At 63.2% G+C, this 21,866-nt stretch carries 18 protein-coding genes, 1 tRNA gene and 1 riboswitch; of the genes, 12 read left to right on the top strand and 7 right to left on the bottom strand.

Annotated features, from left to right (window positions below):
• The first annotated feature begins 139 nt into the window (after positions 1-139).
• Both ACF3ND_RS08895 and ACF3ND_RS08890 read left to right on the top strand, forming a co-directional pair.
• Positions 140-1,795, top strand: a complete 1,656-nt coding sequence (locus ACF3ND_RS08895) for a GMC family oxidoreductase (protein ID WP_394065715.1) — start codon at positions 140-142, stop codon at positions 1,793-1,795.
• A gap of 97 nt (positions 1,796-1,892) precedes the next feature.
• A complete protein-coding gene (locus ACF3ND_RS08890) occupies positions 1,893-3,221 on the top strand; it encodes an MFS transporter (RefSeq protein WP_394065714.1) in 1,329 nt (442 codons plus the stop codon).
• A 75-nt stretch (positions 3,222-3,296) separates the two neighbouring features.
• On the opposite strand, the gene ACF3ND_RS08885 is transcribed toward ACF3ND_RS08890, so the two are convergent.
• Positions 3,297-4,397 (bottom strand): alkene reductase, encoded by a 1,101-nt coding sequence (locus tag ACF3ND_RS08885; protein ID WP_394065713.1) that lies wholly within the window; start codon positions 4,395-4,397, stop codon positions 3,297-3,299.
• A gap of 154 nt (positions 4,398-4,551) precedes the next feature.
• Here ACF3ND_RS08885 and ACF3ND_RS08880 point away from each other — a divergent pair, with 154 nt between their 5' ends.
• The 4 genes from ACF3ND_RS08880 to ACF3ND_RS08865 all read left to right on the top strand — a co-directional run bounded on the left by ACF3ND_RS08880 (position 4,552) and on the right by ACF3ND_RS08865 (position 7,565).
• Entirely contained in the window at positions 4,552-5,205 is a 654-nt protein-coding gene (locus ACF3ND_RS08880; protein WP_394065712.1) for a potassium channel family protein, read from the top strand.
• Positions 5,206-5,207: 2 nt separating this feature from the next.
• Entirely contained in the window at positions 5,208-6,575 is a 1,368-nt protein-coding gene (locus ACF3ND_RS08875; RefSeq protein WP_394065711.1) for a TrkH family potassium uptake protein, read from the top strand.
• Between the two features lie 131 nt (positions 6,576-6,706).
• Complete coding sequence (locus tag ACF3ND_RS08870; RefSeq protein WP_394065710.1) at positions 6,707-6,898, top strand: hypothetical protein; 192 nt, start codon at positions 6,707-6,709, stop codon at positions 6,896-6,898.
• 79 nt (positions 6,899-6,977) lie between these two features.
• On the top strand, positions 6,978-7,565 hold the full coding sequence (locus ACF3ND_RS08865; protein ID WP_394065709.1) for a hypothetical protein: 588 nt from the start codon (positions 6,978-6,980) through the stop codon (positions 7,563-7,565).
• Positions 7,566-7,570: 5 nt separating this feature from the next.
• Here ACF3ND_RS08865 and ACF3ND_RS08860 read toward each other — a convergent pair whose 3' ends face one another.
• Both ACF3ND_RS08860 and ACF3ND_RS08855 read right to left on the bottom strand, forming a co-directional pair.
• A complete protein-coding gene (locus ACF3ND_RS08860) occupies positions 7,571-8,506 on the bottom strand; it encodes a LysR substrate-binding domain-containing protein (RefSeq protein WP_394065708.1) in 936 nt (311 codons plus the stop codon).
• On the bottom strand, positions 8,506-8,739 hold the full coding sequence (locus ACF3ND_RS08855) for a hypothetical protein (RefSeq protein WP_394065707.1): 234 nt from the start codon (positions 8,737-8,739) through the stop codon (positions 8,506-8,508). The genes ACF3ND_RS08860 and ACF3ND_RS08855 overlap by 1 nt, the downstream gene beginning before the upstream one ends.
• On the opposite strand from ACF3ND_RS08855, the gene ACF3ND_RS08850 reads away from it, so the two are divergent.
• Together ACF3ND_RS08850 and ACF3ND_RS08845 are read left to right on the top strand one after the other, a co-directional pair.
• Positions 8,738-9,418, top strand: coding sequence for a hydrolase (locus ACF3ND_RS08850; RefSeq protein WP_394065706.1), 681 nt, complete (start codon positions 8,738-8,740; stop codon positions 9,416-9,418). The genes ACF3ND_RS08855 and ACF3ND_RS08850 overlap by 2 nt on opposite strands.
• Before the next feature lie 94 nt (positions 9,419-9,512).
• A riboswitch (glycine riboswitch) is annotated at positions 9,513-9,602 on the top strand.
• Positions 9,603-9,948: 346 nt separating this feature from the next.
• A complete protein-coding gene (locus ACF3ND_RS08845) occupies positions 9,949-11,382 on the top strand; it encodes an amino acid permease (RefSeq protein ID WP_394065705.1) in 1,434 nt (477 codons plus the stop codon).
• 180 nt (positions 11,383-11,562) lie between these two features.
• On the opposite strand, the gene ACF3ND_RS08840 is transcribed toward ACF3ND_RS08845, so the two are convergent.
• The 4 genes from ACF3ND_RS08840 to ACF3ND_RS08825 form a co-directional block, all read right to left on the bottom strand.
• Positions 11,563-12,723, bottom strand: coding sequence for a hypothetical protein (locus tag ACF3ND_RS08840; RefSeq protein WP_394065704.1), 1,161 nt, complete (start codon positions 12,721-12,723; stop codon positions 11,563-11,565).
• A 231-nt stretch (positions 12,724-12,954) separates the two neighbouring features.
• The gene (locus ACF3ND_RS08835; RefSeq protein ID WP_394065703.1) at positions 12,955-14,298 is read right to left on the bottom strand and encodes a hypothetical protein; all 1,344 of its coding nucleotides are present in this window, start codon (positions 14,296-14,298) and stop codon (positions 12,955-12,957) included.
• A gap of 93 nt (positions 14,299-14,391) precedes the next feature.
• The gene (locus ACF3ND_RS08830) at positions 14,392-14,712 is read right to left on the bottom strand and encodes a hypothetical protein (protein ID WP_394065702.1); all 321 of its coding nucleotides are present in this window, start codon (positions 14,710-14,712) and stop codon (positions 14,392-14,394) included.
• Between the two features lie 416 nt (positions 14,713-15,128).
• Positions 15,129-15,205: transfer RNA gene (locus ACF3ND_RS08825), tRNA-Pro, on the bottom strand.
• A 290-nt stretch (positions 15,206-15,495) separates the two neighbouring features.
• On the opposite strand from ACF3ND_RS08825, the gene pgaA reads away from it, so the two are divergent.
• From pgaA to pgaD, 4 genes are read left to right on the top strand one after another with little or no spacing between them, the layout of a single operon-like run.
• Positions 15,496-17,910, top strand: a complete 2,415-nt coding sequence (gene pgaA, locus ACF3ND_RS08820) for a poly-beta-1,6 N-acetyl-D-glucosamine export porin PgaA (protein ID WP_394065701.1) — start codon at positions 15,496-15,498, stop codon at positions 17,908-17,910.
• Between the two features lie 12 nt (positions 17,911-17,922).
• Positions 17,923-19,938 carry a poly-beta-1,6-N-acetyl-D-glucosamine N-deacetylase PgaB gene (pgaB, locus tag ACF3ND_RS08815; protein ID WP_394065700.1) on the top strand — a complete coding sequence of 672 codons (2,016 nt, stop codon included), beginning with the start codon at positions 17,923-17,925 and terminating at the stop codon, positions 19,936-19,938.
• Positions 19,935-21,263, top strand: coding sequence for a poly-beta-1,6-N-acetyl-D-glucosamine synthase (pgaC, locus tag ACF3ND_RS08810; protein ID WP_394065699.1), 1,329 nt, complete (start codon positions 19,935-19,937; stop codon positions 21,261-21,263). The genes pgaB and pgaC overlap by 4 nt, the downstream gene beginning before the upstream one ends.
• Complete coding sequence (pgaD, locus tag ACF3ND_RS08805; protein ID WP_394065698.1) at positions 21,260-21,805, top strand: poly-beta-1,6-N-acetyl-D-glucosamine biosynthesis protein PgaD; 546 nt, start codon at positions 21,260-21,262, stop codon at positions 21,803-21,805. The genes pgaC and pgaD overlap by 4 nt, the downstream gene beginning before the upstream one ends.
• Positions 21,806-21,866: the final 61 nt, after the last annotated feature.

Below are 21,866 nucleotides of genomic sequence, written 5' to 3'. Positions count from 1 at the left end.
GCATCACGGCCTCGCTACCTGAAAAATGAAACGGAAATGATACTTAGCGTTCCAGGTGCGGAACTTTCCGTGTTTACCCTATAAATGTTTCAAGCCTGAATCTTCAGACTGGCGGCACGAACAGAACTGGAGTGAGGCAATGGACACCACTGAAAACGTTGACTATGTCATCGTGGGAGCGGGATCGGCCGGCTGCGTGCTGGCCAACCGGCTCAGTGAAAACGGCAAGTACACGGTCTGCCTGCTGGAGGCCGGGCCGCCGGACAGCAATCCCTGGATACACATTCCCATCGGCTACGGCAAGACCATGTTCAACCCCCGGCTGAACTGGGGCTTCCACACCCAGCCCGACCCCAACATGCTGAACCGGGAGATCTATTGGCCGCGCGGCAAGACCCTGGGCGGCTGCAGCTCCATCAACGGCCTGATCTACGTGCGCGGCCAGAAGCAGGACTACGACCACTGGGCCGCGCTGGGCAATGAAGGCTGGTCCTGGGAGGAGTGCCTGCCGTATTTTCGCCGCATCGAGAACAACGACCTGGGCCCCGGCCCCACACGCGGCACCCAGGGGCCGCTGCACGCCACCAGCATACGCACCCGCAACGAACTGGTGGACGCCTTCATCGCTTCGGCCGAAAACAACGGCATCGCCCGCGTGCAGGACTTCAACACCGGCGACCAGGAAGGCGCAGGCTACTACCAGTTGACCACGCACCGCGGCCGGCGCTGCTCGACCGCCGTGGCCTTCCTGAACCCGGCGCGGGAGCGGCCCAATCTGCGCATCAAGACCCTGGCCCAGGCCAGCGCCATCCTCACCGAGCAGGGCCGCGCCGTGGGCGTGCGCTACCGCCAGGACGGAGTGATGAAGACCTTGCGGGCGCGACGCGAGGTGATCCTGTCGGCCGGCGCCCTGCAGTCGCCCCAGCTCATGCAGCTCTCGGGCATAGGCCCGGCCGCCATGCTGCAGAAATTCGGCATTCCTGTGGTGCGCGACATGGCCGGGGTGGGCCGGAACCTGCAGGACCACCTGCAATTTCGCCTGATCTACGAGGTGAACAAACCCATCAGCGACAACGACAGGCTGCGCTCGCTCTGGGGCAAGGCCAGCATGGGGCTGCAATGGCTGCTGTTTCGCGGCGGGCCGCTGTCCATCGGCATCAATCAGGGCGCCATCTTCTGCAAGGCCTTGCCCGAGGCCGCCACGCCCGACATCCAGTTCCATTTCGGGACCCTGTCGGCGGACATGGCCGGCGGCAAGGTGCACGATTTCTCCGGCTGCACCTTTTCGGTCTGCCAGCTGCGTCCCGAATCGCGCGGCCACCTGGAGCTGCGCTCGGCCGATCCGTTCGACGCACCCGCCATCCACCCCAACTACCTGTCCACGGACCTGGACCGCCGCACCGCCATCGCCTCGATCAAGATGGCGCGCCGCATCGCCGCCACCGAACCCATGGCCGGCCTGATGGCGCGCGAGTTCCGCCCCGGCCACGAGGTCCGCAGCGACGAGGAAATCCTGCATTTCTGCCGCGAATACGGCGCCACCATCTTCCACCCCACGGGCACGGCCCGCATGGGCCGGGCCGACGACCCGCTGGCCGTGGTCGACGCACGGCTGCGCGTGCACGGCGTGCCGGGCCTGCGCGTGGTCGACGCCTCCATCATGCCCACCCTGGTATCGGGCAATACCAACGTGCCCATCGTGATGGTGGCCGAGCGCGCCAGCGAGTTCATCCTGGCCGACGCCCGCCGCCAGGACAGCGGCGCGCACGCGCCCGACGCACGGCTGGCCGCCTGAAGGAGCCCCGCACCGCACAAAGGCAGACCCCAGCAGTTTCGATCGCCACACAGCACGAACCGGGGCGCAGACCCCGGCCCATCACAGGAGACAATGCATGTCAGCAGATCAGAAAACCGTCAAGCGCGTGGTGACGGCCTCCGTCATCGGCGCCACCATCGAATGGTATGACTTCTTCCTTTACGGCGTGGTCGCCGGACTGGTGTTCAACAAGCTGTACTTTCCCAGCGACGACCCCTATGTGGGCACGCTGCTGGCCTACGCCACCTTCGCCGTGGGCTTCATCGCCCGTCCGCTGGGCGGCGTGGTGTTCGGCCATTTCGGCGACAAGATAGGCCGCAAGAGCATGCTGGTGCTGACCCTGACCATCATGGGCCTGTCCACCATGGCCATAGGCCTGATTCCCTCGTACGACAGCATCGGCATCTGGGCCCCCGTCCTGCTGCTGATCTGCCGCGTCTTCCAGGGCATAGGCCTGGGCGGCGAATGGGGCGGCGCCGTGCTGATGGCCTATGAATACGCGCCGGCCGACAAGCGCGGCCTGTACGCCTCCTGGCCGCAGGTGGGCCTGGCCACCGGCCTGTGCCTGGCCTCGGGCGTGGTCGCCCTGCTCTCCAGCCTGCTGTCGGACGCGCAGTTCCTGGCCTGGGGATGGCGCATCGGCTTCCTGGGCTCCGTGCTGCTGGTGCTGGTGGGCATGTACATCCGCCTGTCGGTCAAGGAAAGCCCGGAATTCGAGCAGGTCAAGCAGGCCAATGCGGAAAGCCGGATTCCCTTCTTGGACATGATCAAGCGCTACCCCGGCAATATCCTTAAGGGCATGGGCGCGCGCTTCATCGACGGCGTGTTCTTCAATATCTTCGGCGTGTTCATGATCAGCTACCTGGCCGATCACCTGAACCTGACCCGCACCCAGGCGCTGACCGGCGTCATGGCCTCGGCGGTGGTGATGTGCTTCACCATCCCCCTCTTCGGCGCCTTGTCGGATCGCCTGGGCCGCACCCGCGTCTACTTCTGGGGCGCGCTGCTGACCGGCCTTTCCTCGCTGCCCGCCTTCTGGCTGATCACCACCCACAGCGACAATCTGATGACGGTCTGGCTGGCCATCGTCATCCCCTTCGGCATTCTGTACGCTTCGGTCTACGGGCCGGAGGCCGCCCTGTTCTGCGAGCTGTTCGACACCAAGGTGCGCTACACCGGCATTTCCTTCGTGTACCAGTTGTCGGGCATCTTCGCGGCCGGCATCACCCCCATCATCTCCACGGCCCTGCTGCAGGCCAACGGCGGACGCCCCTGGCTCATCGTGGCCTACACCATCGTGGTGGGCCTGATCTCCGCGATCAGCGTGGCGACCATCGCCGCCCCGCCGCCGGAGCGCCAGGCCGGGACCAAAGGCTCCCAGGCCATCCGCAAGGCGCGCGCCTGAACATTGCGCCCGCCTGCGTGCAGACGGCAAAAGGCCCGCCTGGAGCGGGCCTTTTCGCAAATGGACGATGCGGGCTCAGTGTGCCTGCAGGTCCGCCCCTAGCTGGTACTCGCACTCGGGCTCGGTGTCCAGAAAGGGATAGTCGGTGTAGCCTTTGGGGCCCTGGGTATAGAAGGTGGCGCTATCCCAGGCGTTGAGCGGTGCACGCATCTGCAGGCGCAGGGGCAGGTCGGGATTGGACAGAAATGCCTTACCGAACGACACGGCGTCGGCCATGCCCTTGGATAAAGTCGTCTGCGCGGTGGGCAGGTCGAAGTGCTCGTTGGCGATGAGCGCGCCGCCGAACTGGCACTTGATCATGGGCAGCAGGCTGTCCGAGGCGGGGCTTTCGCGCAGGAAGATGAAGGCGATGTCGCGCCGGTCCAGCTCGCGCGCCACATAGGAGAACAGGCGCTGCGGGTCGGAGTCCTTCATGCTGTGCAGATCGCCGCGCGGCGACAGATGCACGCCCACCCGGCCCGCGCCCCAGATCGCCACACAGGCGTCCACCACCTCCAGCAGGAAGCGCGAACGATTCTCGATGGAGCCGCCGTAGGCGTCGCTGCGGGTATTGGAGCCATCGTGCAGGAACTGGTCGATCAGGTAGCCATTGCCCGCATGGACCTCCACGCCGTCAAAGCCGGCGCTGAGCGCATTCTGGGCGGCGACGGCGAAATCGTCGACTACATCGGCGATTTCTTCTGTGTGCAGGGCGCGCGGCACCACGAAGGCGCGCTCGGGCCGCAGCAGGCTGACCGTGCCTTCACAGGCGATGGCGCTGGGCGCGACCGGGATCTGGCCGTTCAGGAACTCGGGGTCGGAGACGCGGCCCACATGCCAGAGCTGCAGCACGATGCGCCCGCCCTTGGCGTGCACCGCCTCGGTGATGTGGCGCCAGGCTTCCACCTGGGCGCTGCTCCAGATGCCCGGCGTATGCGCATAACCGACGCCTTGAGGCGATACGGACGTGGCTTCGGCTACAATCAGCCCCGCGCTGGCGCGCTGGCAATAGTAGATCCGCATCAGATCGTTGGGCATGCGGCCCTCGGAAGCGCGCGAACGTGTCAAGGGCGCCATGACGATGCGGTTCCTGAGTTCAATATCACCCAGCTTGATGGGGTCAAACAAACTAACCATTGTTTTACACTGTCCACTAGTGATGTCTCCCCAGGATCAATGCGACACGTACCCAAGGGAATACCCGATAAGGGTTTTTACCAGATTTTCCTTTATAACATCAACGCTTAATTTGACTAGCACGTCTTTCAAGCCTCAATCGGATCAATGACCTATGGCACAGTTTGCAGTAATCGGGCTTGGCCGCTTCGGCTCGGCCGCCGCCCTGGAATTGATGAAGATGGGTCATTCGGTGCTGGGCGTGGACGCCAATCCCAAGCTGGTGGACAAGTACGCCGATCAGCTCAGCCGCGCCGTGATCGCGGACGTGACCGATCGGCAGGCCCTGGAAGAGCTGGGCCTGGACAACTATGACGTGGTCCTGGTGGCCATCGGCGCCGATATCGAGGCCTGCCTGGTCTGCGTGGTGCACCTCAAGAGCCTGGGAGCGCCCACCATCTGGGCCAAGGCCATTTCGCACGCCCAGCACCTGATCCTGGCCAAGATAGGCGTGAACCGCATCGTCCACCCCGAAGAAGAGATGGGCATGCGGGTGGCGCAGATGCTCAGCTACCCCATGGTGAACGACTACATCACCCTGGGCAACGGCGACTACCTGGTGGAGGTCACCGCCAGCGACAGCCTGAACGGCCAGACCATACGCGAGGTGCTGCGCGAGCAGCTGGACGACGTGCAGGTGCTGCTGGTCAAGCGCCGTGGCGAAACCATCATCCAGCCCGAGCCCGACTACGCCCTACATGCCAAGGATCTGCTGATCCTGTTCGGCCAGCTGCAGGCCCTGCGCACGGCGGCTCCCAAGCTGGTCTGACCATGCGCGACTGGCTGCCCACCCTGATCCCCCGGCGCCCGGGGGCCCATCACCGCAATCGCACGCTCGGCGCCAGCCCGCCGCAGGTGCTGGCGCTCGGCTTCCTGGGGCTGATCGTCGTGGGAGCCGTGCTGCTGAGCCTGCCCCAGGCCGCCGTGCAGCGCCTGAGCTTTTTCGAGGCCCTGTTCATGGCGACCTCGGCGGTCACCGTCTCGGGCCTGGCCGTGGTCGACCCGGCGTCCGAACTGACTCATTTCGGTCAGATCACCCTGGCGCTGCTGGTGCAGATCGGCGGCATGGGCTTTGTCACCTTCGCCGTGATCGCCGCCATCACCATGCGCAAGCGCATCAGCGTGAACCAGCAGGCGCTGGCCCTGGAGGCCTTCAACCAGACCAGCGTCTCGCGCATCCGCGACACGGCCCTGCAGGTCTTCAAGATCGCCGCCCTGATCGAGCTGAGCGCGGCCCTGATCCTGTTCCTGCGCTGGCTGATCGACATGCCCTGGACGACCGCCCTGTACCGCGCCCTGTTCCATTCGGTCACGGCGTTCAACAACGCCGGCTTCTCGCTGTTCCACGATTCCCTGGTGCCGGTCTCGGGCGACCTGATCGTGGTCATGACGCTCTCGGGCCTGATCATCCTGGGCGGCATCGGCTTTACCGTGCTGGCCGATGTGGGCCAGAAGTGGCGGTGGCGCAATCTGCAGGCCTACACCAAGCTGATCCTGATCGGCACCCTGGTGCTGAACCTGATCGGCTTTGCCGCCCTGTGGCTGCTGGAGATGAACAACCCCAACACCCTGGGCATGCTGGGCCGGGCCGACCAGGCCCTGGCGGCCTGGATGCAGAGCGCCGCCACCCGCACGGCCGGCTTCACCACCATGGACCTTCATCACCTGCGCGACAGCACTCAATTGGTGCTGATCCTGCTGATGCTGATCGGTGGCGGTTCGCTCAGCACCGCCAGCGGCATCAAGATCGGCACCCTGATCGTGCTGCTGGCCGCCGTGCGCTCCTATGTGCGGCAGCGCCAGGAAGTCGTGCTGATGGATCGCACCGTCGCCCCCGAAACCGTCCAGAAGGCGCTCGCCCTGTTCCTCATCACCGGAGCGCTGTATTTCGCCTCCGTGCTGTTAATGACCCTGTTCGAGGACCTGCCGCTGATCAGCATCCTCTTCGAGGCGGCCTCGGCGCTGAGCACCACGGGCATGAGCCACGGCATCACCGACAAGCTGTCCACGCCCAGCCAGCTCCTGCTCATGATTCTGATGTTCACCGGCCGGCTGGGCCCGCTGACCCTGGTCTACACGCTGGCCACGCGCAAGCGCAGCCGGATCCGCTACCCCGAAGGCAACTTCCAGGTGGGCTAGGCGCGCCCGGTTTGCGCCATGTTCAAGAAAAGTAAATAAAAAATACAGCTGTCATAGAATTTTGGTATGGTTTAAGGATGTAGTCCACAACCAACCACAAATCAGGACGCAGGCTTATGGATCACAGGAAGATGGCTACCTTGACCAAGCGCGCCAGCACGGGGCTGAGCGCGCTTTGCCGGGAACTTACCAGCCGGGGCATGAGCTACCACCCGCTGGTCGAGATGTATCAAAGCCAGATGAGCATCATCGGTCAACTCAACGACGAAGTCCTCGCCCTGCGCAAGGAAATCGACGACCTGAAGAAAGCAGCAAAAAAGTAGGACGGCCCACGGGCCGTTTTTTCATGCCCGACCGCCTTTCTGCCAGGATCGGAACCTCCCTCAATCACTTTGTGAAGCCATGTCCGCCGCTTTGCCGTCTCTATTGCTTGGCGCCGTCCTGACGATCGTGCTCGCTTGCGCCCAGGCCCAGGAAGACCAGGTGCTTTCCACCCAGTCCCTGCCTCACCCGCCCATCGGAACCCCGCCGCCCGCCCTGCCGCCGGCCTTGCTGGCACCCGTGGCGCCGCCGCAGTTTCGCACCGCGCGCCTGGCCATCTCTATAGACTCCGCCCGCCTCCAGCAGGGACTGAACGACAAGGAGCTCCCCGTCCCGGCCCGAGGCGACGCCATCTTGCTGATCGTGCGCTACCACTACGCCAACCTGACCGAGCGCCCCATCGACATGCGGGTCCATCGTCCCCGCCTGTACCTGATGGACGGCCTGGGCCGCCGCCTGGAGCCCAACCGGCGCGCCACGCGCGACTACCTGTATCAACAGGACCTGGACACGCCGGGGCTGGACAAGCTCAACCCCCTGGTCAGCGTATCCGAAGCCGCCGTCTTCGAAATCAGTCCCGCCCTGTTCGATCCCGCGAGCTGGAGCCTGCTCGTGAAAGCCGGACAGGACGTGCGCGTGCCGCTGGATGAGCTCATCGGCCGACGCTGACGCGTTCAGGAGAAGGCCGAGGGCGCCTCGTCCGCCTGCCCCGCGCCCTGAAAACGCACTGCCAGAAATTCGATCAAGGCACGTACGGCGGGCAGCACGCCGCGTCGGGAAGGCAGAATGGCATGAATCACCTCGCGCCGCGGCGTCCATGCCGGCAATACATCCTGCAGCAAGCCCTGCTGCAGATACTCCCGGATCAGCATCTCGGGCAGTTGCACCACGCCCATGCCGGACAGCGCCGCCTTGCACAAAGTCAGCATGTCGCTGGTCACCAGGCGCGGTTCGAACGGCTGCACGCGCTGTTCGCCATCCGCACGTTGCAAAACCCATGCATGGCCGTCCATGGAGGGGCCGTAGCCCAGGCCGGGCCAGGCAGCCAGATCGCCTGGTTCATCCGGGCGGCCCCGCGCCTGCAACAGCTCCGGACTGGCCACCAGGCGCTGGGGCGCATAGCCCAGCACGCGGACCGGCAGGTCGCTGTCATCCAGCGGCAGAGGCCGCGCGCGCAAGGCCAGGTCCAGATGATCCTCCACCACATTCAAGGCTCGGTTCATGGCCAGCAACTGAATGCGCACGCCCGGATGCTGCCGCCCGAACTCCGTCAGCATGTCGGCGACCCTGGCATGGAGCAGGCCGATGGGGCAGGACAGACGGATCAGCCCGCAGAGCTCTTCGCGGCTGGCCTGCACCAGCGCCTGGGCGGCGTCGGCCTCGACCAGCATGGCGCAGCAGCGCTCGTAATAGCTCTGTCCTAACTGCGTTACCGCAAAACTGCGCGACGAACGCTGGATGAGCCGCACGCCCAGCTCGCCTTCCAGCCGGGCGATACGCCGGCTCAGTCGCGATTTGGGCACGCCCAGCACGCGACCGGCCGGCGCAAAACCGCCATGCCTGACTACCTGGACAAAAAAATACAAGTCGTTGAGGTCTTGACGCATCATCACTCCATCGTTCCAGAAACAGAACGCTGCAGATCGAAAAAACCGTCTATCTGGAGCCGCTCCAGCTGCTCATAATCAAACCATGCCTGATCCGTTGCACGCCCACCCGCATGGCACGGACACCAGGGCAGACCCTGGTTTTTTACCATGAACCAGCCGGCGCGCAGAGGCCTCACCCACGACGCCTCCGGCGCGACGGCATCCACGACACAGCTCTTCAGGAGAAATCTCATGAGCATCCCTGCGAACTTCAACAATCAGCGTCCCGTCATCGACCCCGATCAGGTCGCCATGTTGCTGATCGACCACCAGAGCGGCCTGTTCCAGACGGTGCACGACATGCCCTTCACCACGCTGCGCCGCCTGGCCGCCACCCTGGCCCGCATCGCCACCCTGGCCAAGATCCCCGTCATCACGACGGCATCGGTCCCGCAAGGCCCCAACGGCCCGCTGATCCCCGAAATCCACGCCAACGCGCCTCATGCCACCTACGTGGCCCGCAAGGGGGAAATCAACGCCTGGGACAACCCCGACTTCGTGGCCGCGGTCAAGGCGACCGGCAAGAAACAGTTGATCATCGCCGGCACCATCACCAGCGTATGCATGGCATTTCCAGCCATTTCCGCCGTGGCGGATGGTTATCAGGTATTTGCCGTGATCGACGCTTCCGGCACCTACTCCAAGATGGCCGAAGAGATAACCCTGGCCCGCGTCATGCAGGCCGGCGTGGTACCCATAGACGTGGCCGCCGTGGCCTCCGAGCTGCAGAAGACTTGGAACCGCGACGATGCGGCAGACTGGGCCCAGGCCTACACCGGCATCTTCCCCAACTATCAATTGCTGATCGAAAGCTACTCTAAGGCTCAGGAGGTAGCGAAAAACAATGAGCAGCTGGACTCCCAGCGGACTTGATGCGCGCAGCCGGCCCTTCTCTGCGGCCGGGTCGAGCTACAGGTTAACGCTAGTAGCAATAGCCTTTTCCTTGTCCATACAATACCAGCGTCAGTAACGGTTCAGGTGAGAGTCTTCATTCTTGTGAAGCGCCGACGGAGCAACGACCCCGGAATCTCTCAGGCAAAAGAATCCTGTACCCGCGACGATCTGGAGAGAGGCATGTCAATGCCCACCGAAGGGGACCATCTTAAAACCATGGATAAGCTCTCAGGTAAAAGGACAGAGGGGGTACGGAGGCCACATGGCCTCTGTCCACCTTCTCGTCCGGAGCATTTCTATGGCTATACCGCCAAGCGCCTGTAAACGGCGGCTTGGCCCGATACTTCACATAAATTCCTGTTCGCGCACCCGCCTGTTTTGAGACCAAGCCGTCAAAATGGGACGCATCGCCGCGCGCTCGTCAGCCTGCCCGCATCGGCATCAGGAAAACCGTCCAGCAGGACGGGAGGTACCCCCTTTTTTCTCGCAGCACAGTCATACTTAAGCATTTGAATGAAAAAATCGAGGAGAACAGTGTGTCTCAGCAACACTCATCTGGACTGCAACGCTCGTTGAAAAACCGGCACCTGCAGCTAATAGCGATTGGAGGAGCTATCGGCACAGGGCTATTCATGGGGTCGGGCCGCACCATCAGCCTGGCCGGACCCTCGGTCTTGTTCACCTACATGATCATCGGGTTCTTTCTGTTTTTCGTCATGCGGGCAATGGGCGAATTGCTCTTGCATAATCTGGAATACAAGTCGTTCGTGGACTTCTCGGCCGATATACTGGGCCCCACCATGGGTTATTTCCTGGGCTGGAGCTACTGGTTTTGCTGGGTGGTCATAGGCATTGCGGACATTGTCGCCATCACCGGCTACACCCAGTTCTGGTGGCCCGATGTACCTTTGTGGCTGCCGGGGCTGGCCTGCATCGTTTTCCTGCTGGTCTTCAACCTGCTGTCGGCAAAGCTGTTCGGTGAACTGGAGTTCTGGTTCGCCCTGGTGAAGATCGTCGCCATTGTCGCGCTGATCCTTGTCGGGGCCTACCTGTTGATCACCCGCTTTGTCGGTCCTACGGGTGATACGGCCAGCCTGAGCCATTTGTGGGACCGCGGCGGCATGTTCCCCAATGGCATCACCGGGTTCTTCGCCGCATTCCAGATCGCCATTTTCGCCTTCGTGGGAATAGAACTGGTGGGCACGGCCTCGGCCGAAACCGCGGACCCCGCCAAGAACCTGCCCAAGGCGATCAACAAGATCCCGGTACGGGTGATCGTGTTCTACGTGCTGGCCCTGACCGCCATCATGACGGTGACGCCTTGGGATGTCGTCGCCCCGAACAAGAGCCCTTTCGTGAACATGTTCCTGCTTATCGGGATAGGTGCCGCGGCGGCCATCATCAACTTCGTGGTGCTGACCTCCGCCTTGTCGTCGGCCAACAGCGGCATGTTCTCGACGGGCAGAATGCTCTACGGCCTGTCCAAGAACAAGCTGGCGCCGGAGTCATTCGGCAAGCTCTCGCGCAATGGCACGCCGCGCAACGGGCTGATCTATTCCTGTGCCTTGTTGCTCTGCGGCATTTTCCTTCTTTATGCCGAAGGGGACGTCATGCGGGCCTTTACGATCGTGACGACGGTAGCCAGCATCTGCTTCATCTTTGTCTGGGCCGTCATCCTGATCTCCTATCTGAAATACCGCCGGATTCGTCCGCATGCGCATGCGGCGTCAAGCTACAAGATGCCTTTTGCCATTCCCATGTGCTATGCGACACTGGCATTTTTCGTGTTCGCCCTGTACCTGTTCAGCCAGGAAGAAGAAACCTTGATCGGCCTGATCGCCACGCCCTTCTGGTTCCTGGCCTTGTTCCTGTTCCTGCCTTTCTATAAGAAGCGGCTCAAGCAAGCTTCGACGCTGAACATGGCTGCCCAGACCGCCCGATAAGCATGACGGCACTGTCTCGCAAGAGGCAGTGCCGCTAGGCTAGAACAACAAGAGCAACCGAAAGCGCACCCCTCGTATGCTCTCAAGAGAAAGTCGGCCGTATGACCTGGGCGATCCGGCCATGCCCCTACCCCGAAACCAGCAAGAATGTCATGCTTGCGACTATAAATGGAGAGTTCGTCAGACAGCCTCAGACGCCGACCCGGCAGGCATTTGAAGTTCACGATTGCGCGCATCTTCTACAATGACGTCAATGTCGCTTAGCAGTTGCCCCATCTCCAATTGCACCTCTTCAGGCGCCCACTCAAAGGCGTTGAATTCTCTCCACAGATCTATAAAGCTCCTCGCCGCCGCCTGGGCCCTGCTCAAATCTGGCGCAGCCTTCAGCCCATCCACGTAGTCTTGCAAATACTCCACCCTAGGGCCAACCCATTTTTCGTACAACTCGCATCCAAAAGCGATATGTACCCGCTCCAACACGGTGCGTGCCAGCCGCTGCTCTGGACCATCACTGAGCTCACACAGGGCCTTATCGGCGGCCAGCAGTTTTTGAGGCTGCAAATCAACCATCCGCGCTGCCAGCTTATTCCTTTTCAAGGACCGGAAATAGATCTCCAGCATGGAGTCGGCCGGAAATCGGTCCATCAGCCTGCTGATGTGCGGCGCGGCCATGTCTGCGTGCAACTTGAGCAACTGCGCCTCCAGCTCCTCCGCATCCACGGGCGTATCGTTCAACGCGTCGATAATCTTGCCCAAAGGCTCGGACACGATCACATGGGCCAATTGTTCATACAAGGCCGCTCTTATTTTATTCAGCACCCCGGCCGCCGAAGAGCGTAACTCGGCAGGTGAAATCTGTTCAAGCACGGCATCGCAGGCTTGCGGATGATTGAAAATCCCCTCGCACAGCGCGATGAGCTCCGGATGCGTCATGGCCTTCAGGCAAGCGTACAGGGCTCTCTCCCATCCGTAAAAAAAAAATGATACTTCCCGAGTCAGTTCACTGATGAGTCCCAATTCCTTGGCGATTCTGCTCAAGGCGCGGGCATCATTGGCCGGGGCCGACAGGCTGCCCAGCAAACTACCGATACGGCGGCTGTTCTCCCTGACTTCCATGCAGCGTTCGAGCCTTGCGCGCGCCTTCGCGGAATCACCGCCGACGGAGAGCCTCAGATCCTCGGGAAAACTGCCATGTAGAAATGCGCGTGCGCGACCGACAGGCGCTGTACCGCGCTGCTGAGGCATATAACGCAGCTTGCCCACCGCTCCCAAAGGACCGGGTGCGTATTTTTGCAGCGGCAGAATCCGGGCTCCCGTCTGGGTCGGAGTTTGGATAGTCATGTCAACCCTCCTAGAGAAATAAACTCGCGCTGAAGAGCTGGCGGATGCCATAGGTCAGCGATTCAGAGTTTCAGGAGCAATGCCCGGCAAGGCCCCGGCAGAGGCAGGGAGCCGCCATCGCAAGACCCGGCGACCACGGTGAAACCACGAGGCCATTCACCAAGCCATGACGCGGCCCGGATGGGAGGACGAACGCCGCCCCAGCCCTGACTATGGCAGTCTCAAGAAGCATCACCGATGAGCAGCACCAACATGCACCTGAGGCTCCAGCTCCAGCCCAAAGCTGCGCAAGACTACGGCGGCGGCACCGAGATTCGCGCGCATGCTTTCATCCAGCTTGCATAGGGAATGCAAATTGAGCGGTCCATCCGGATTATTCTGGCGGTCACGGAGCAGGCCCATGCTTGCCCCGATCAATACCCTCATCCGCTCAACCAAGCTTTTGGGCAGCGCTTGCCAGATCTGAACGGTGTCTTCCACCGCGAGACTTAAACGACGCAAAGCATCAGGCACGGCAGTCCTATCACCCTGCAGCACAGCCGCGGTCAGATGCTGTGCCTCGATCGACAGGCTGCGCGGAGCCCGTCTAGAAGAAAACTCATCATCCATCTCCTCTATCAAAAAGTCGAAACGACTCGCCGCCGAATCCAAGCCCTTATGCTGCAAAACCCCTTGGATGGCATACAGTTTTTGGAAACTCAACGCGCCCAGCAGCGTCTTGAACTCGTCCGTGGACAGGCCTCTCAAATAGCGGCTAATCGTGTTGTGATCATCGGTAAGCGCCAACAATTGCGCACACAAGTCTTGCTCATTTACTGAGCCAGCGGCCAGCAGATCGACAATCTTCGACAAAGGCTCATGCACGCTATGTCGGAGCACTCGCTGATTGAAGGCTTCCGCGATATTGCTCAGCAAGCGGAACGCCTGCCCGCGCACCGCATCATCAGGACGAGTCGAAATCTCGGCCAGAGTATCGTCGACAGCTCGCCCATTGCACAGCCCGCCTTGGCTCAGAGCAACAAAATCGAGTACCTTGAACTCATCCAGATAAGTATCCAGGCAGTACTTCGCTCCCTTTAGCGAGTACAAACCGCCCTCCCCGCCCGACTCATTCAGCTCTATTAGCGCTCGGACGACTTTGGCGCGCTCATTGGCATTGACAAACCGGCCTTCCTCATCCACCTTGGCCGTCAAGCTGCCCAGCAAATTGCCGATGAGCCGGCTGCTGGCGCGAACCTCAACACGTGCCTGGAGCAACGCTGCGCGCGGCGACCGCGCCTGCGGGTGGTCGCAGGGGACGTCAGCGCTCAATTCAGCACGTCTGTTGGTCAATGACCGGCGCTGTTCCGACACGAGCACCTCGACACCGCGGGCAGGTGCTGTCCCGCCCTGCTCTGCGCTGAATTGCTGGTTGCCGATGGTCCCCAGATGACAAGGTTCCAGATCTTCCCGCTGCAGCTGCAGCACCAGCTCCTGCCGGCTATCCACCGGGATAGCAATGCTAGAAGTTTGAGTCATCATGATCATCTTTCTCAGGATAAGCAGCCCCGGCACCCAAACCAGGATCGGGAACACGAATGGTCTTCGTTACGGATCAAAGCACGCAGTCGGCACAATACTGTTGCCTCAACCCAAGGTTGGGTAACCGATGAGTCACTTGGCGTTCCTTTACCCGGATGTCAAACGCATTGCCCGCTCGGGCACGTTTCCTCCTTCGCCGAACCACTGGTCGATCGTCGCTTGCAACTCTTTCTCAACCCGATCCAATACCTGAGACGCCAGCCTACGTGATAGGTCTGCTTTATTGCGCGAGATCCGATTCAGCACCACCTGTCTGGCGCTTTGAATGCCCAGGACTCCATTGTGCAGGGCCTTGATACCCGGATAGTTCAGCTCGCCGATGCAGGTAGACAGGCTGTGACGCCACCCCACCAATTTGGACAGGTCTACTGTGTTGACATAGGCCCGAACAACGCCCAAGTACTGCATCCAGGGCTCATTGATGGGGATGACTGCGTCTGGTTGGCGGGCGGCCAGGCGTCGAGCCGTTGATAAAGGGGAGGCAACGTCCAAGCGCCCTGCCCCCGGGAGCTTGCGCTGTGTCTGAGTTCACGATTCGAAACACGCCTTCGGCCGGCGCCTGCGCGCGGCCGGTGTTCCCTTGAAGGATAGGCGGGTGCTTCCGGGGCGCGCGAAGAAGCTGCTGAGCACCCGTTAGTCGGCCGCCGATCTATGCAACCCGCTCAAGCAAGCGGAAAAAATGGCAACTGAAACCGAAAACACAGCAGTTGTGACGCCTCTAGGGAGAAGATAGCCAAATGGCCTAGCCCGCCAGGCGCCCTCATAAAATTCCACGGCAAAGCAAAAGGGCCCGCAATGAAATCATTGCGGACCCTTGTCTTATTTGGTCGGAACGGAAGGATTTGAACCTTCGACCCCTTGCACCCCATGCAAGTGCGCTACCAGACTGCGCTACGCCCCGAAAGAATTAAACTATAACCCCGTTTTCTCTGTAGCGCAAGCTTTTTTTTAAAACGCTTTTTGCTTAGGCCATGTGGCTTACTGCAGAAAACCCGGCGGCTTACGTCGAAAGGCCAATTACTGCCGGGCATGCACACTTCTAGCATACCCCTCAAGACCCGTCCCACTGCTCAGCCGTCGAACAGTGGACAGGAGTATATACAAAGAACAAGGGGAAGAGAAGTGCCTAGGCGATCAATAAGAAGGCGTGTCACACCAAGCGCCAGCCTAATTCCAGCCAGAACCCCGCCTATGCGCCGGTTCTGGCTGGATTCCTTCACCGTGCTGGTGCTGGCTGCAAGCAGCATCGGCGTGCAGGCCTTCGCCTACGAGGACTGGATACGCCAGGCCCGGCAAGGCCAGTACCAGCCTGCCATCGAAGCACTGCAGCAGTACCAGCGGCAAAACCCGGCAGATCTGCGCGCGCAATACGACTTGATGCGCATCCATGCCTGGGCCGGCCAGGCCGAGGAGGTGCTGAGGATCTACCAGGCGCTGCCTGCCGGACGGATGCTGCCGGCCGACGTGCTCCAGGCGGTTGCGCGCGCCTACAAGGACACCCGCCAATGGGAGCCTGCCCTGCGGCTGTACCGCGAAGGCGAACGACGCTTTCCCGGCCAGACCGCCTTCACCATGGGCCTGTGCATGACGCTGGCCGACGCGGGCCAGCCTTCCAGGGCCTTGGACTGCACCCAGGCGCTGCAGCCGGCCACCCGCCGCAACCCTGACTACCTGCTGGCGCGCAGCTACATCTATCGCGCCTCGGGGCAGAACTACGAGGCCCTGCGAGCCAGTCAGGACGTGCTGGCTCTCCAGCCCGGCAAGCCCGACGTCATCCGCGATTATGACCTGTCCCTGCACGCCGCTGGACTGGATCGCCAGGCCATGGAGTGGCAGTCCCGCCATCCCGCCATCTTCTCCGCGGCCGAACGGGCGGACCGGCAGGCCGACTACGCCGCCGAACTCACGCGTCTTGCCCCGCAGCCCGCCCGCACCCTGCCCGAACGCTTTCTGGTGGCCGATCGCGCCGTACGCCTGCAGGACGAGTTGGCCGACAGCGCGAGTTTCCGGGGCCGTCCCGCCTTCCAGCGGCGCATACGGGGCGATCGCCTGATTGCCGTGGACGCGCGCGAAGACGCGCCCGGCAGCGTGGATATCGCGCCCGAACGCGCCGCCCAGTATCCGGACTACGCCTACGCCTCGCTGGGCGCTCTGCAACTGCGCGCCCGCCGGCCCGAACAGGCCATCTCCAGCTATGAGCGGGCGCTGGCGAATTCCTCTCTCGACGCCAAGACGCGGCTGCGTTACCAGACCGGCCTGGCCTTTTCCCTGCTGGAATCGGGCCATGAAGACCAGGCGCTGGCGCTGGCCCAGGGCATGGAACAGAACGCCCCGTCCACCCGCTACCTCCCCGGGAACCCCGAAGCCCTGCCCAATCCCGGCTATGCCGACGCCCTGATCCTGAAAAACTCCCTGTACATGTACACGGGCTTGCTCAAACCCGCCCGGGAAAATCTGGCGCAGGCCAGCGCCCAGGCTCCCGGAAACATCAACTTGCGCGTGCCGCTGGCCGACGCCCAGCGCATGTCCGGCATGCCGCGCCAGGCCGAACACAACCTGAAGATCGCCGAAACCTACGCGCCGCGCCAGGAAGACGTGATCATCAGCCAGGCCCGGACCGCCCTGGAGCTGCGTGAATACCGCCAGGCCGAAGAACTGCTGGCCTACGCCAAGGCCCGCTACCCCAGCAATATCCGGGTCGCGGAACTGGAAAAAGACTGGCAGTCCTACCGCAGGAACGAACTGATCGTGAGCGGCGGCTTCGAAAGCGGCAAGGGCGCCGACGTGTCCGGACAGGACGGCCTGCGCGTTCAAGCGCAGTGGTACAGCGCCCCGCTGGCCTACAACTGGCGCGCCACCGTGCTCGCCGGCCACCTGGATACCAGCGACGAGCTGGGCCGCAACGTCAACTGGCAGGGAGCGGGCCTGGAGTGGCGCGGACGCGACTGGCAGTCCCTGTTGCTGGTCAACCGCCAGGACTGGGGCCAGGGCGGCAAGGTGGGGGCCGGCCTGCAGCTCGACCACGAGGTGAACGACCACTGGCGCGTGGGCGCCACGCTGGAGTACCGCACGCTGGACATTCCCAATCGTGCCCTGGCCCAGGGCGTCACCGCCAACCAGGGCCAGTTGCGCCTGCGCTGGCAGAACGGCCCCGAGCAATGGGTGCAGGCCGCCTACACCGCCACGCGCTTCACGGACGACAACCGGCGCCACAGCCTGCAGATCACCGGCAGCCAGCGCCTGTACGCCAGCCCGCGCGTGAAGGCCGACGCCCAGCTGGAACTGTGGACCTCGGGCAACCGGGACGAAGACAGGCCCTACTTCAGTCCGCGTCGGGAATACATGGCCGTGCCGGCCCTGCGCCTGGAGCACCTGATCTACCAGCGCTACGAGCAGCGGCTGACCCAGGCTCTGACCCTGGGCGCCGGCGTGCTTCACCAGAGCGGCTACGGCAGCGGTGCGGTGGGCTCGGCCGCCTACGAGCTGAACTACCAGCACGACCGCAACCTGGAAGTCGGCCTGCGCCTGCAGGCCCTGACACGACCCTATGACGGCCAGCGCGAGCAGCAGTACAGCGGCGTGGTCGAACTCAAGATCAAATTCTAGGCGGCCATGATGATGAGCGCACGACTCCTTCCTCTTTTGCTGCTGGCGTTCGGCGCCCTGCTGTCGGCCTGCGGCACCGGCACGCCGGCTCCCTACACGCCGCCCGAACAGCGCCGGATCGAATCCCAGGAACAAGCCTGGCGCGACGGCGAGCTGATCGTCATCGCCTACCACGACGTGGAAGACCACGTCCCCAGCCAGGCCTACCTGAGCGTCAGCACGGAACACCTGCGCCAGCAGTTCTCCTGGCTGCAGGAGAACAACTACGTGCCGGTCAGCGTGGACCGGATCCTGCAAGCCCGGAGCGGCAAGGCCCCCTTGCCCGACAAGGCCGTGCTGCTGTCGTTCGACGACGGCTACCGCAGTTTCTACACCCGCGTCTTCCCGCTGCTCAAGGCCTACGGATGGCCGGCGGTGCTGGCTCCGGTGGGCCAGTGGCTGGACACGCCCGCGGACCGGAAGGTGGACTTCGGCGGCCTGCCCACCGAGCGCAGCCGTTTCCTGCAATGGGACCAGGTGCAGGAGATGGCGCGCTCCGGCCTGGTGGAGATCGGCGCCCACACCCAGAACATGCACTACGGCGCTATCGCCAACCCGCAAGGCAATACGCAGCCCGTGGCCGCCGCCCATCGCTACCTGCCGCAGCTCAAGCGCTATGAGACCGATGCGGAATTCTCCGCGCGCTTCCGGGCCGACGTGCGCGCCATCTCGGCCAATGTGCACAAGCACGCCGGCAAGCCGCCGCGCGTCTGGGTCTGGCCCTATGGCCGGGTCAGCGGCCTGGGCCTGAGCATTCTGGAAGAACAAGGCTATGAGCTGGCCCTGACCCTGACCGATGGCGTGGCCAGCGTGCATGAGCTGATGAACATGCCGCGCTACCTGGTGGACAACGACCCGGACATCGGAACCTTCGCCGGCTTCATCACCGCGCGCGAGGACCGCGAGCCCGAGCGCGTGATGCACGTGGACCTGGACTATGTCTACGACGCGGACCCCGCGCAGATGGAGCGCAACCTGGGCGCGCTGGTCCAGAGGGTGGCCGACCTGAAGCCGCGCAGCGTCTACCTGCAGGCCTTCGCGGATCCGAGCGGCGACGGGCTGGTGCGCTCGGTCTACTTCCCCAACCGGCATCTGCCCATGCGCGCCGATCTGTTCAACCGCGCCGCCTGGCAGATCAGCTCGCGGGCCCATGCCGACGTCTATGCCTGGATGCCCGTGCTGGCCATCGAGACGCCCGAGCCGGTGGACCGGGTCCTGCAATGGCGGGCCGGCGGCATCCCCACCGTGTCCGCCGAGGGCTACCGGCGCCTGTCGCCCTTCGATCCCCGCGCGCGGCAGATCCTGGGCGAGCTGTACGAGGACCTGGGCCGAAGCAGCATTTTCCACGGCTTGGTATTCCATGACGACGCCACGCTGACGGACTTCGAGGACGCATCGCCTTCAGCCTTGAAGGCTTACGAGCAGGCCGGATTCGGACGCGACCTGACGGCCATACGCGCCGATCCGGAACGCATGCGGCGCTGGACGCGCTTCAAGTCGCAGGCCTTGATCGAGCTGACGCGCGAGCTGGCCGCCCGGGTCAAGACCCAGCGCGGACCGCAGATCATCACGGTGCGCAACATGTACGCCCTGCCGGTGCTGCAGCCTGAAAGCGAACAGTGGTTCGCCCAGAACCTGGACGACTTCCTGCAAGCCTACGACTGGACCGCCGTCATGGCCATGCCCCGCATGGAAGGCATCGCCGATCGCAAGGCGGTGGCCTGGCTGAACCAGCTGGTCGACGCCGTGGCCCGCCACCCCCAGGGCCTGAGCCGCACGATATTCGAGGTGCAGGCCGTGGACTGGCGGGGCAAGGGAGGGTCGCCGCGCCCTCTGGATTCGCGCCAGGTGGCCGGCTGGCTCAACGCGCTGACGGCACGGGGCGCGCGCCACGTGGGCTACTACCCCGACGATTTCATGCGCAATCAGCCCGAGATGAACGTGATTCGTCCGGAAATCACGATTGACTGGTATCCGACAAGAAAATGATAGAACGACTCATCGCCCTGCTGGCCCTGTGCCTGATCGTCGGGATTCCTCTGGGAATCACCGTCGCCCTGACCAGCCACCTGCTGCTGTATTTCATCTTCATGTATCCGCTGTTCATGTCGGGACTGTGGATAGGCGGAGGGCTGATCTTCTGGTTCCAGCGCGAGCGCCGCTGGACCTACAAGCCCGCGGCCCCGCCCGAGCTGGACGGCATGCCGCTGGTCAGCATCCTGGTCCCATGCTTCAACGAACAGGCCCATGCGCGCCATACCATCCTGTCCGCCCTGAACCAGGCCTACCCCAACATCGAAGTCATCGCGATCAACGACGGCTCCAGCGATCGCACCGCCGAGGTGCTCAACGCACTGAGCCAAGAGCACGAGAAGCTGCGCGTGATCCACCTGGCGCAGAACCAGGGCAAGGCGCTGGCATTGCGCATGGGGGCCATGAGCGCCAGCGGCGACTACTTCGTATGCATAGACGGCGACGCCTACCTGGATCCCGAGGGCGTCAACTACCTGGTCGCCCCCATGCTGCGCAACCCCGAAGTGGGCGCCATCACCGGCAATCCCCGCATCCGCACGCGCTCCACGCTGATCGGCCGCATCCAGGTCGGCGAGTTCTCCTCCATCATCGGCCTGATCAAGCGCACCCAGCGGGTCTACGGGAAGATCTTCACGATTTCAGGGGTGATCGCCGGCTTTCGCCGCCGGGCGCTGGAAGAGGTGGACTACTGGAGCCTGGACATGATCACCGAGGACATCGACGTGACCTGGAAGCTCCAGCTGGCCGGCTGGCAGGTGTTCTACGAGCCGCGGGCCCTGTGCTGGGTGCTGATGCCCGAAACCCTCAAGGGCTTGTTCAAGCAGCGCCTGCGCTGGGCGCAGGGCGGGGCCGAAACCTTCCTGAAATATGCTCCGCGGGTCTTGCGCTGGGAAAACCGCGGCATGTGGCCGCTGACGCTGGAATACCTGTGCTCGACCCTGTGGAGCTTCGCGCTGGGCGTGGCGGTCCTGGTCTGGCTGGCCGGACAGGTCTTTCACCTGCCCGCCGCCACCCATATCGACGGATTGTTCCCGCCTTCCTTCACCGGCATGGTGCTGGCCGCCATGTGCCTGCTGCAGTTTGCCGTCAGCGCCTGGATAGACCGCCGCTACGAGCCCGACCTGCACCAATCGATGTTCTGGATCATCTGGTATCCGTTCGCGTACTGGCTGATCAATTTCTTAACCACGCTGTGGAGCTTTCCCATGGTCATGCTGCGCCTGCGCCGCAAACGCGCCCGCTGGAGCAGTCCGGACCGGGGCATCAAGGAGCTGTCATGATCATCACCACCCAACGCCATCCCGTCAACCGCTGGATAGACCGCCTGCTGACCCTTGCCGGCTGGCTGGCCTTCAGCTATCTGGTCGCCCAAGGCCTGCTGCTGTTGATCAATCACTCGATGAACAAGGCCGGGTTCGAACAGATCGATCCGATCTTTCCCACGCTGACCACCTTCCTGTTCTATGGCGCCGTGCTGCTCGCCAACGGCCTGCTGCTGCTCGCCTGGTCCCGCTGGCGCCAGCGGCAGCGCCAGGAACGCCATCTGCGCCAGGCCCTGTATCGCCAGCGCAGCCGCGCAGCGCACATCGGGCAGGGCCCGCTCACGCGCTTTGACCACAAGCACATCGACGCCGTGCGCCAGAGTCGCGTCGTCGTGCTCTACCACTCTCAGGACGGCGCGGTGCAGCACGTGGAGCCGACCGGCCCGGCAACCGTGCGACAGGCCACCGGCACGGACGACGCCCAGGCGCTCGCCCCGCTGATCTTCCACCCTCGCGCCTACTCCGAACGGCCTACGCCGAACCAGCGCGACTGGGGCTGATACGCCCCCTCGCAAGCGGCGAACAGCCTAGGAGATGCGGCTCATGTAATCGTGGACGGCC

It is taken from the genome of Alcaligenes sp. WGS1538 (assembly GCF_043187505.1).
Lineage (GTDB): Bacteria > Pseudomonadota > Gammaproteobacteria > Burkholderiales > Burkholderiaceae_B > Alcaligenes.
The sequence above is the reverse complement of the archived record's forward strand: the minus strand, read 5'-3'. Positions and strand labels throughout refer to the sequence as shown.

What these genes read in the sequence shown, in the direction of transcription:
- ACF3ND_RS08870 (WP_394065710.1), top strand. Translation starts at nt 6,707, where the DNA reads ATGGCTACCTTGACCAAGCGCGCCAGCACGGGGCTGAGCGCGCTTTGC.
- ACF3ND_RS08865 (WP_394065709.1), top strand. Translation starts at nt 6,978, where the DNA reads ATGTCCGCCGCTTTGCCGTCTCTATTGCTTGGCGCCGTCCTGACGATC.
- pgaC (WP_394065699.1), top strand. Translation starts at nt 19,935, where the DNA reads ATGATAGAACGACTCATCGCCCTGCTGGCCCTGTGCCTGATCGTCGGG.
- ACF3ND_RS08830 (WP_394065702.1), bottom strand. Translation starts at nt 14,712, where the DNA reads ATGCAGTACTTGGGCGTTGTTCGGGCCTATGTCAACACAGTAGACCTG.
- pgaD (WP_394065698.1), top strand. Translation starts at nt 21,260, where the DNA reads ATGATCATCACCACCCAACGCCATCCCGTCAACCGCTGGATAGACCGC.
- ACF3ND_RS08895 (WP_394065715.1), top strand. Translation starts at nt 140, where the DNA reads ATGGACACCACTGAAAACGTTGACTATGTCATCGTGGGAGCGGGATCG.
- ACF3ND_RS08860 (WP_394065708.1), bottom strand. Translation starts at nt 8,506, where the DNA reads ATGATGCGTCAAGACCTCAACGACTTGTATTTTTTTGTCCAGGTAGTC.
- ACF3ND_RS08875 (WP_394065711.1), top strand. Translation starts at nt 5,208, where the DNA reads ATGCGCGACTGGCTGCCCACCCTGATCCCCCGGCGCCCGGGGGCCCAT.
- ACF3ND_RS08840 (WP_394065704.1), bottom strand. Translation starts at nt 12,723, where the DNA reads ATGACTATCCAAACTCCGACCCAGACGGGAGCCCGGATTCTGCCGCTG.
- pgaA (WP_394065701.1), top strand. Translation starts at nt 15,496, where the DNA reads ATGCGCCGGTTCTGGCTGGATTCCTTCACCGTGCTGGTGCTGGCTGCA.
- ACF3ND_RS08880 (WP_394065712.1), top strand. Translation starts at nt 4,552, where the DNA reads ATGGCACAGTTTGCAGTAATCGGGCTTGGCCGCTTCGGCTCGGCCGCC.
- ACF3ND_RS08855 (WP_394065707.1), bottom strand. Translation starts at nt 8,739, where the DNA reads ATGAGATTTCTCCTGAAGAGCTGTGTCGTGGATGCCGTCGCGCCGGAG.
- ACF3ND_RS08890 (WP_394065714.1), top strand. Translation starts at nt 1,893, where the DNA reads ATGTCAGCAGATCAGAAAACCGTCAAGCGCGTGGTGACGGCCTCCGTC.
- pgaB (WP_394065700.1), top strand. Translation starts at nt 17,923, where the DNA reads ATGAGCGCACGACTCCTTCCTCTTTTGCTGCTGGCGTTCGGCGCCCTG.
- ACF3ND_RS08850 (WP_394065706.1), top strand. Translation starts at nt 8,738, where the DNA reads ATGAGCATCCCTGCGAACTTCAACAATCAGCGTCCCGTCATCGACCCC.
- ACF3ND_RS08885 (WP_394065713.1), bottom strand. Translation starts at nt 4,397, where the DNA reads ATGGTTAGTTTGTTTGACCCCATCAAGCTGGGTGATATTGAACTCAGG.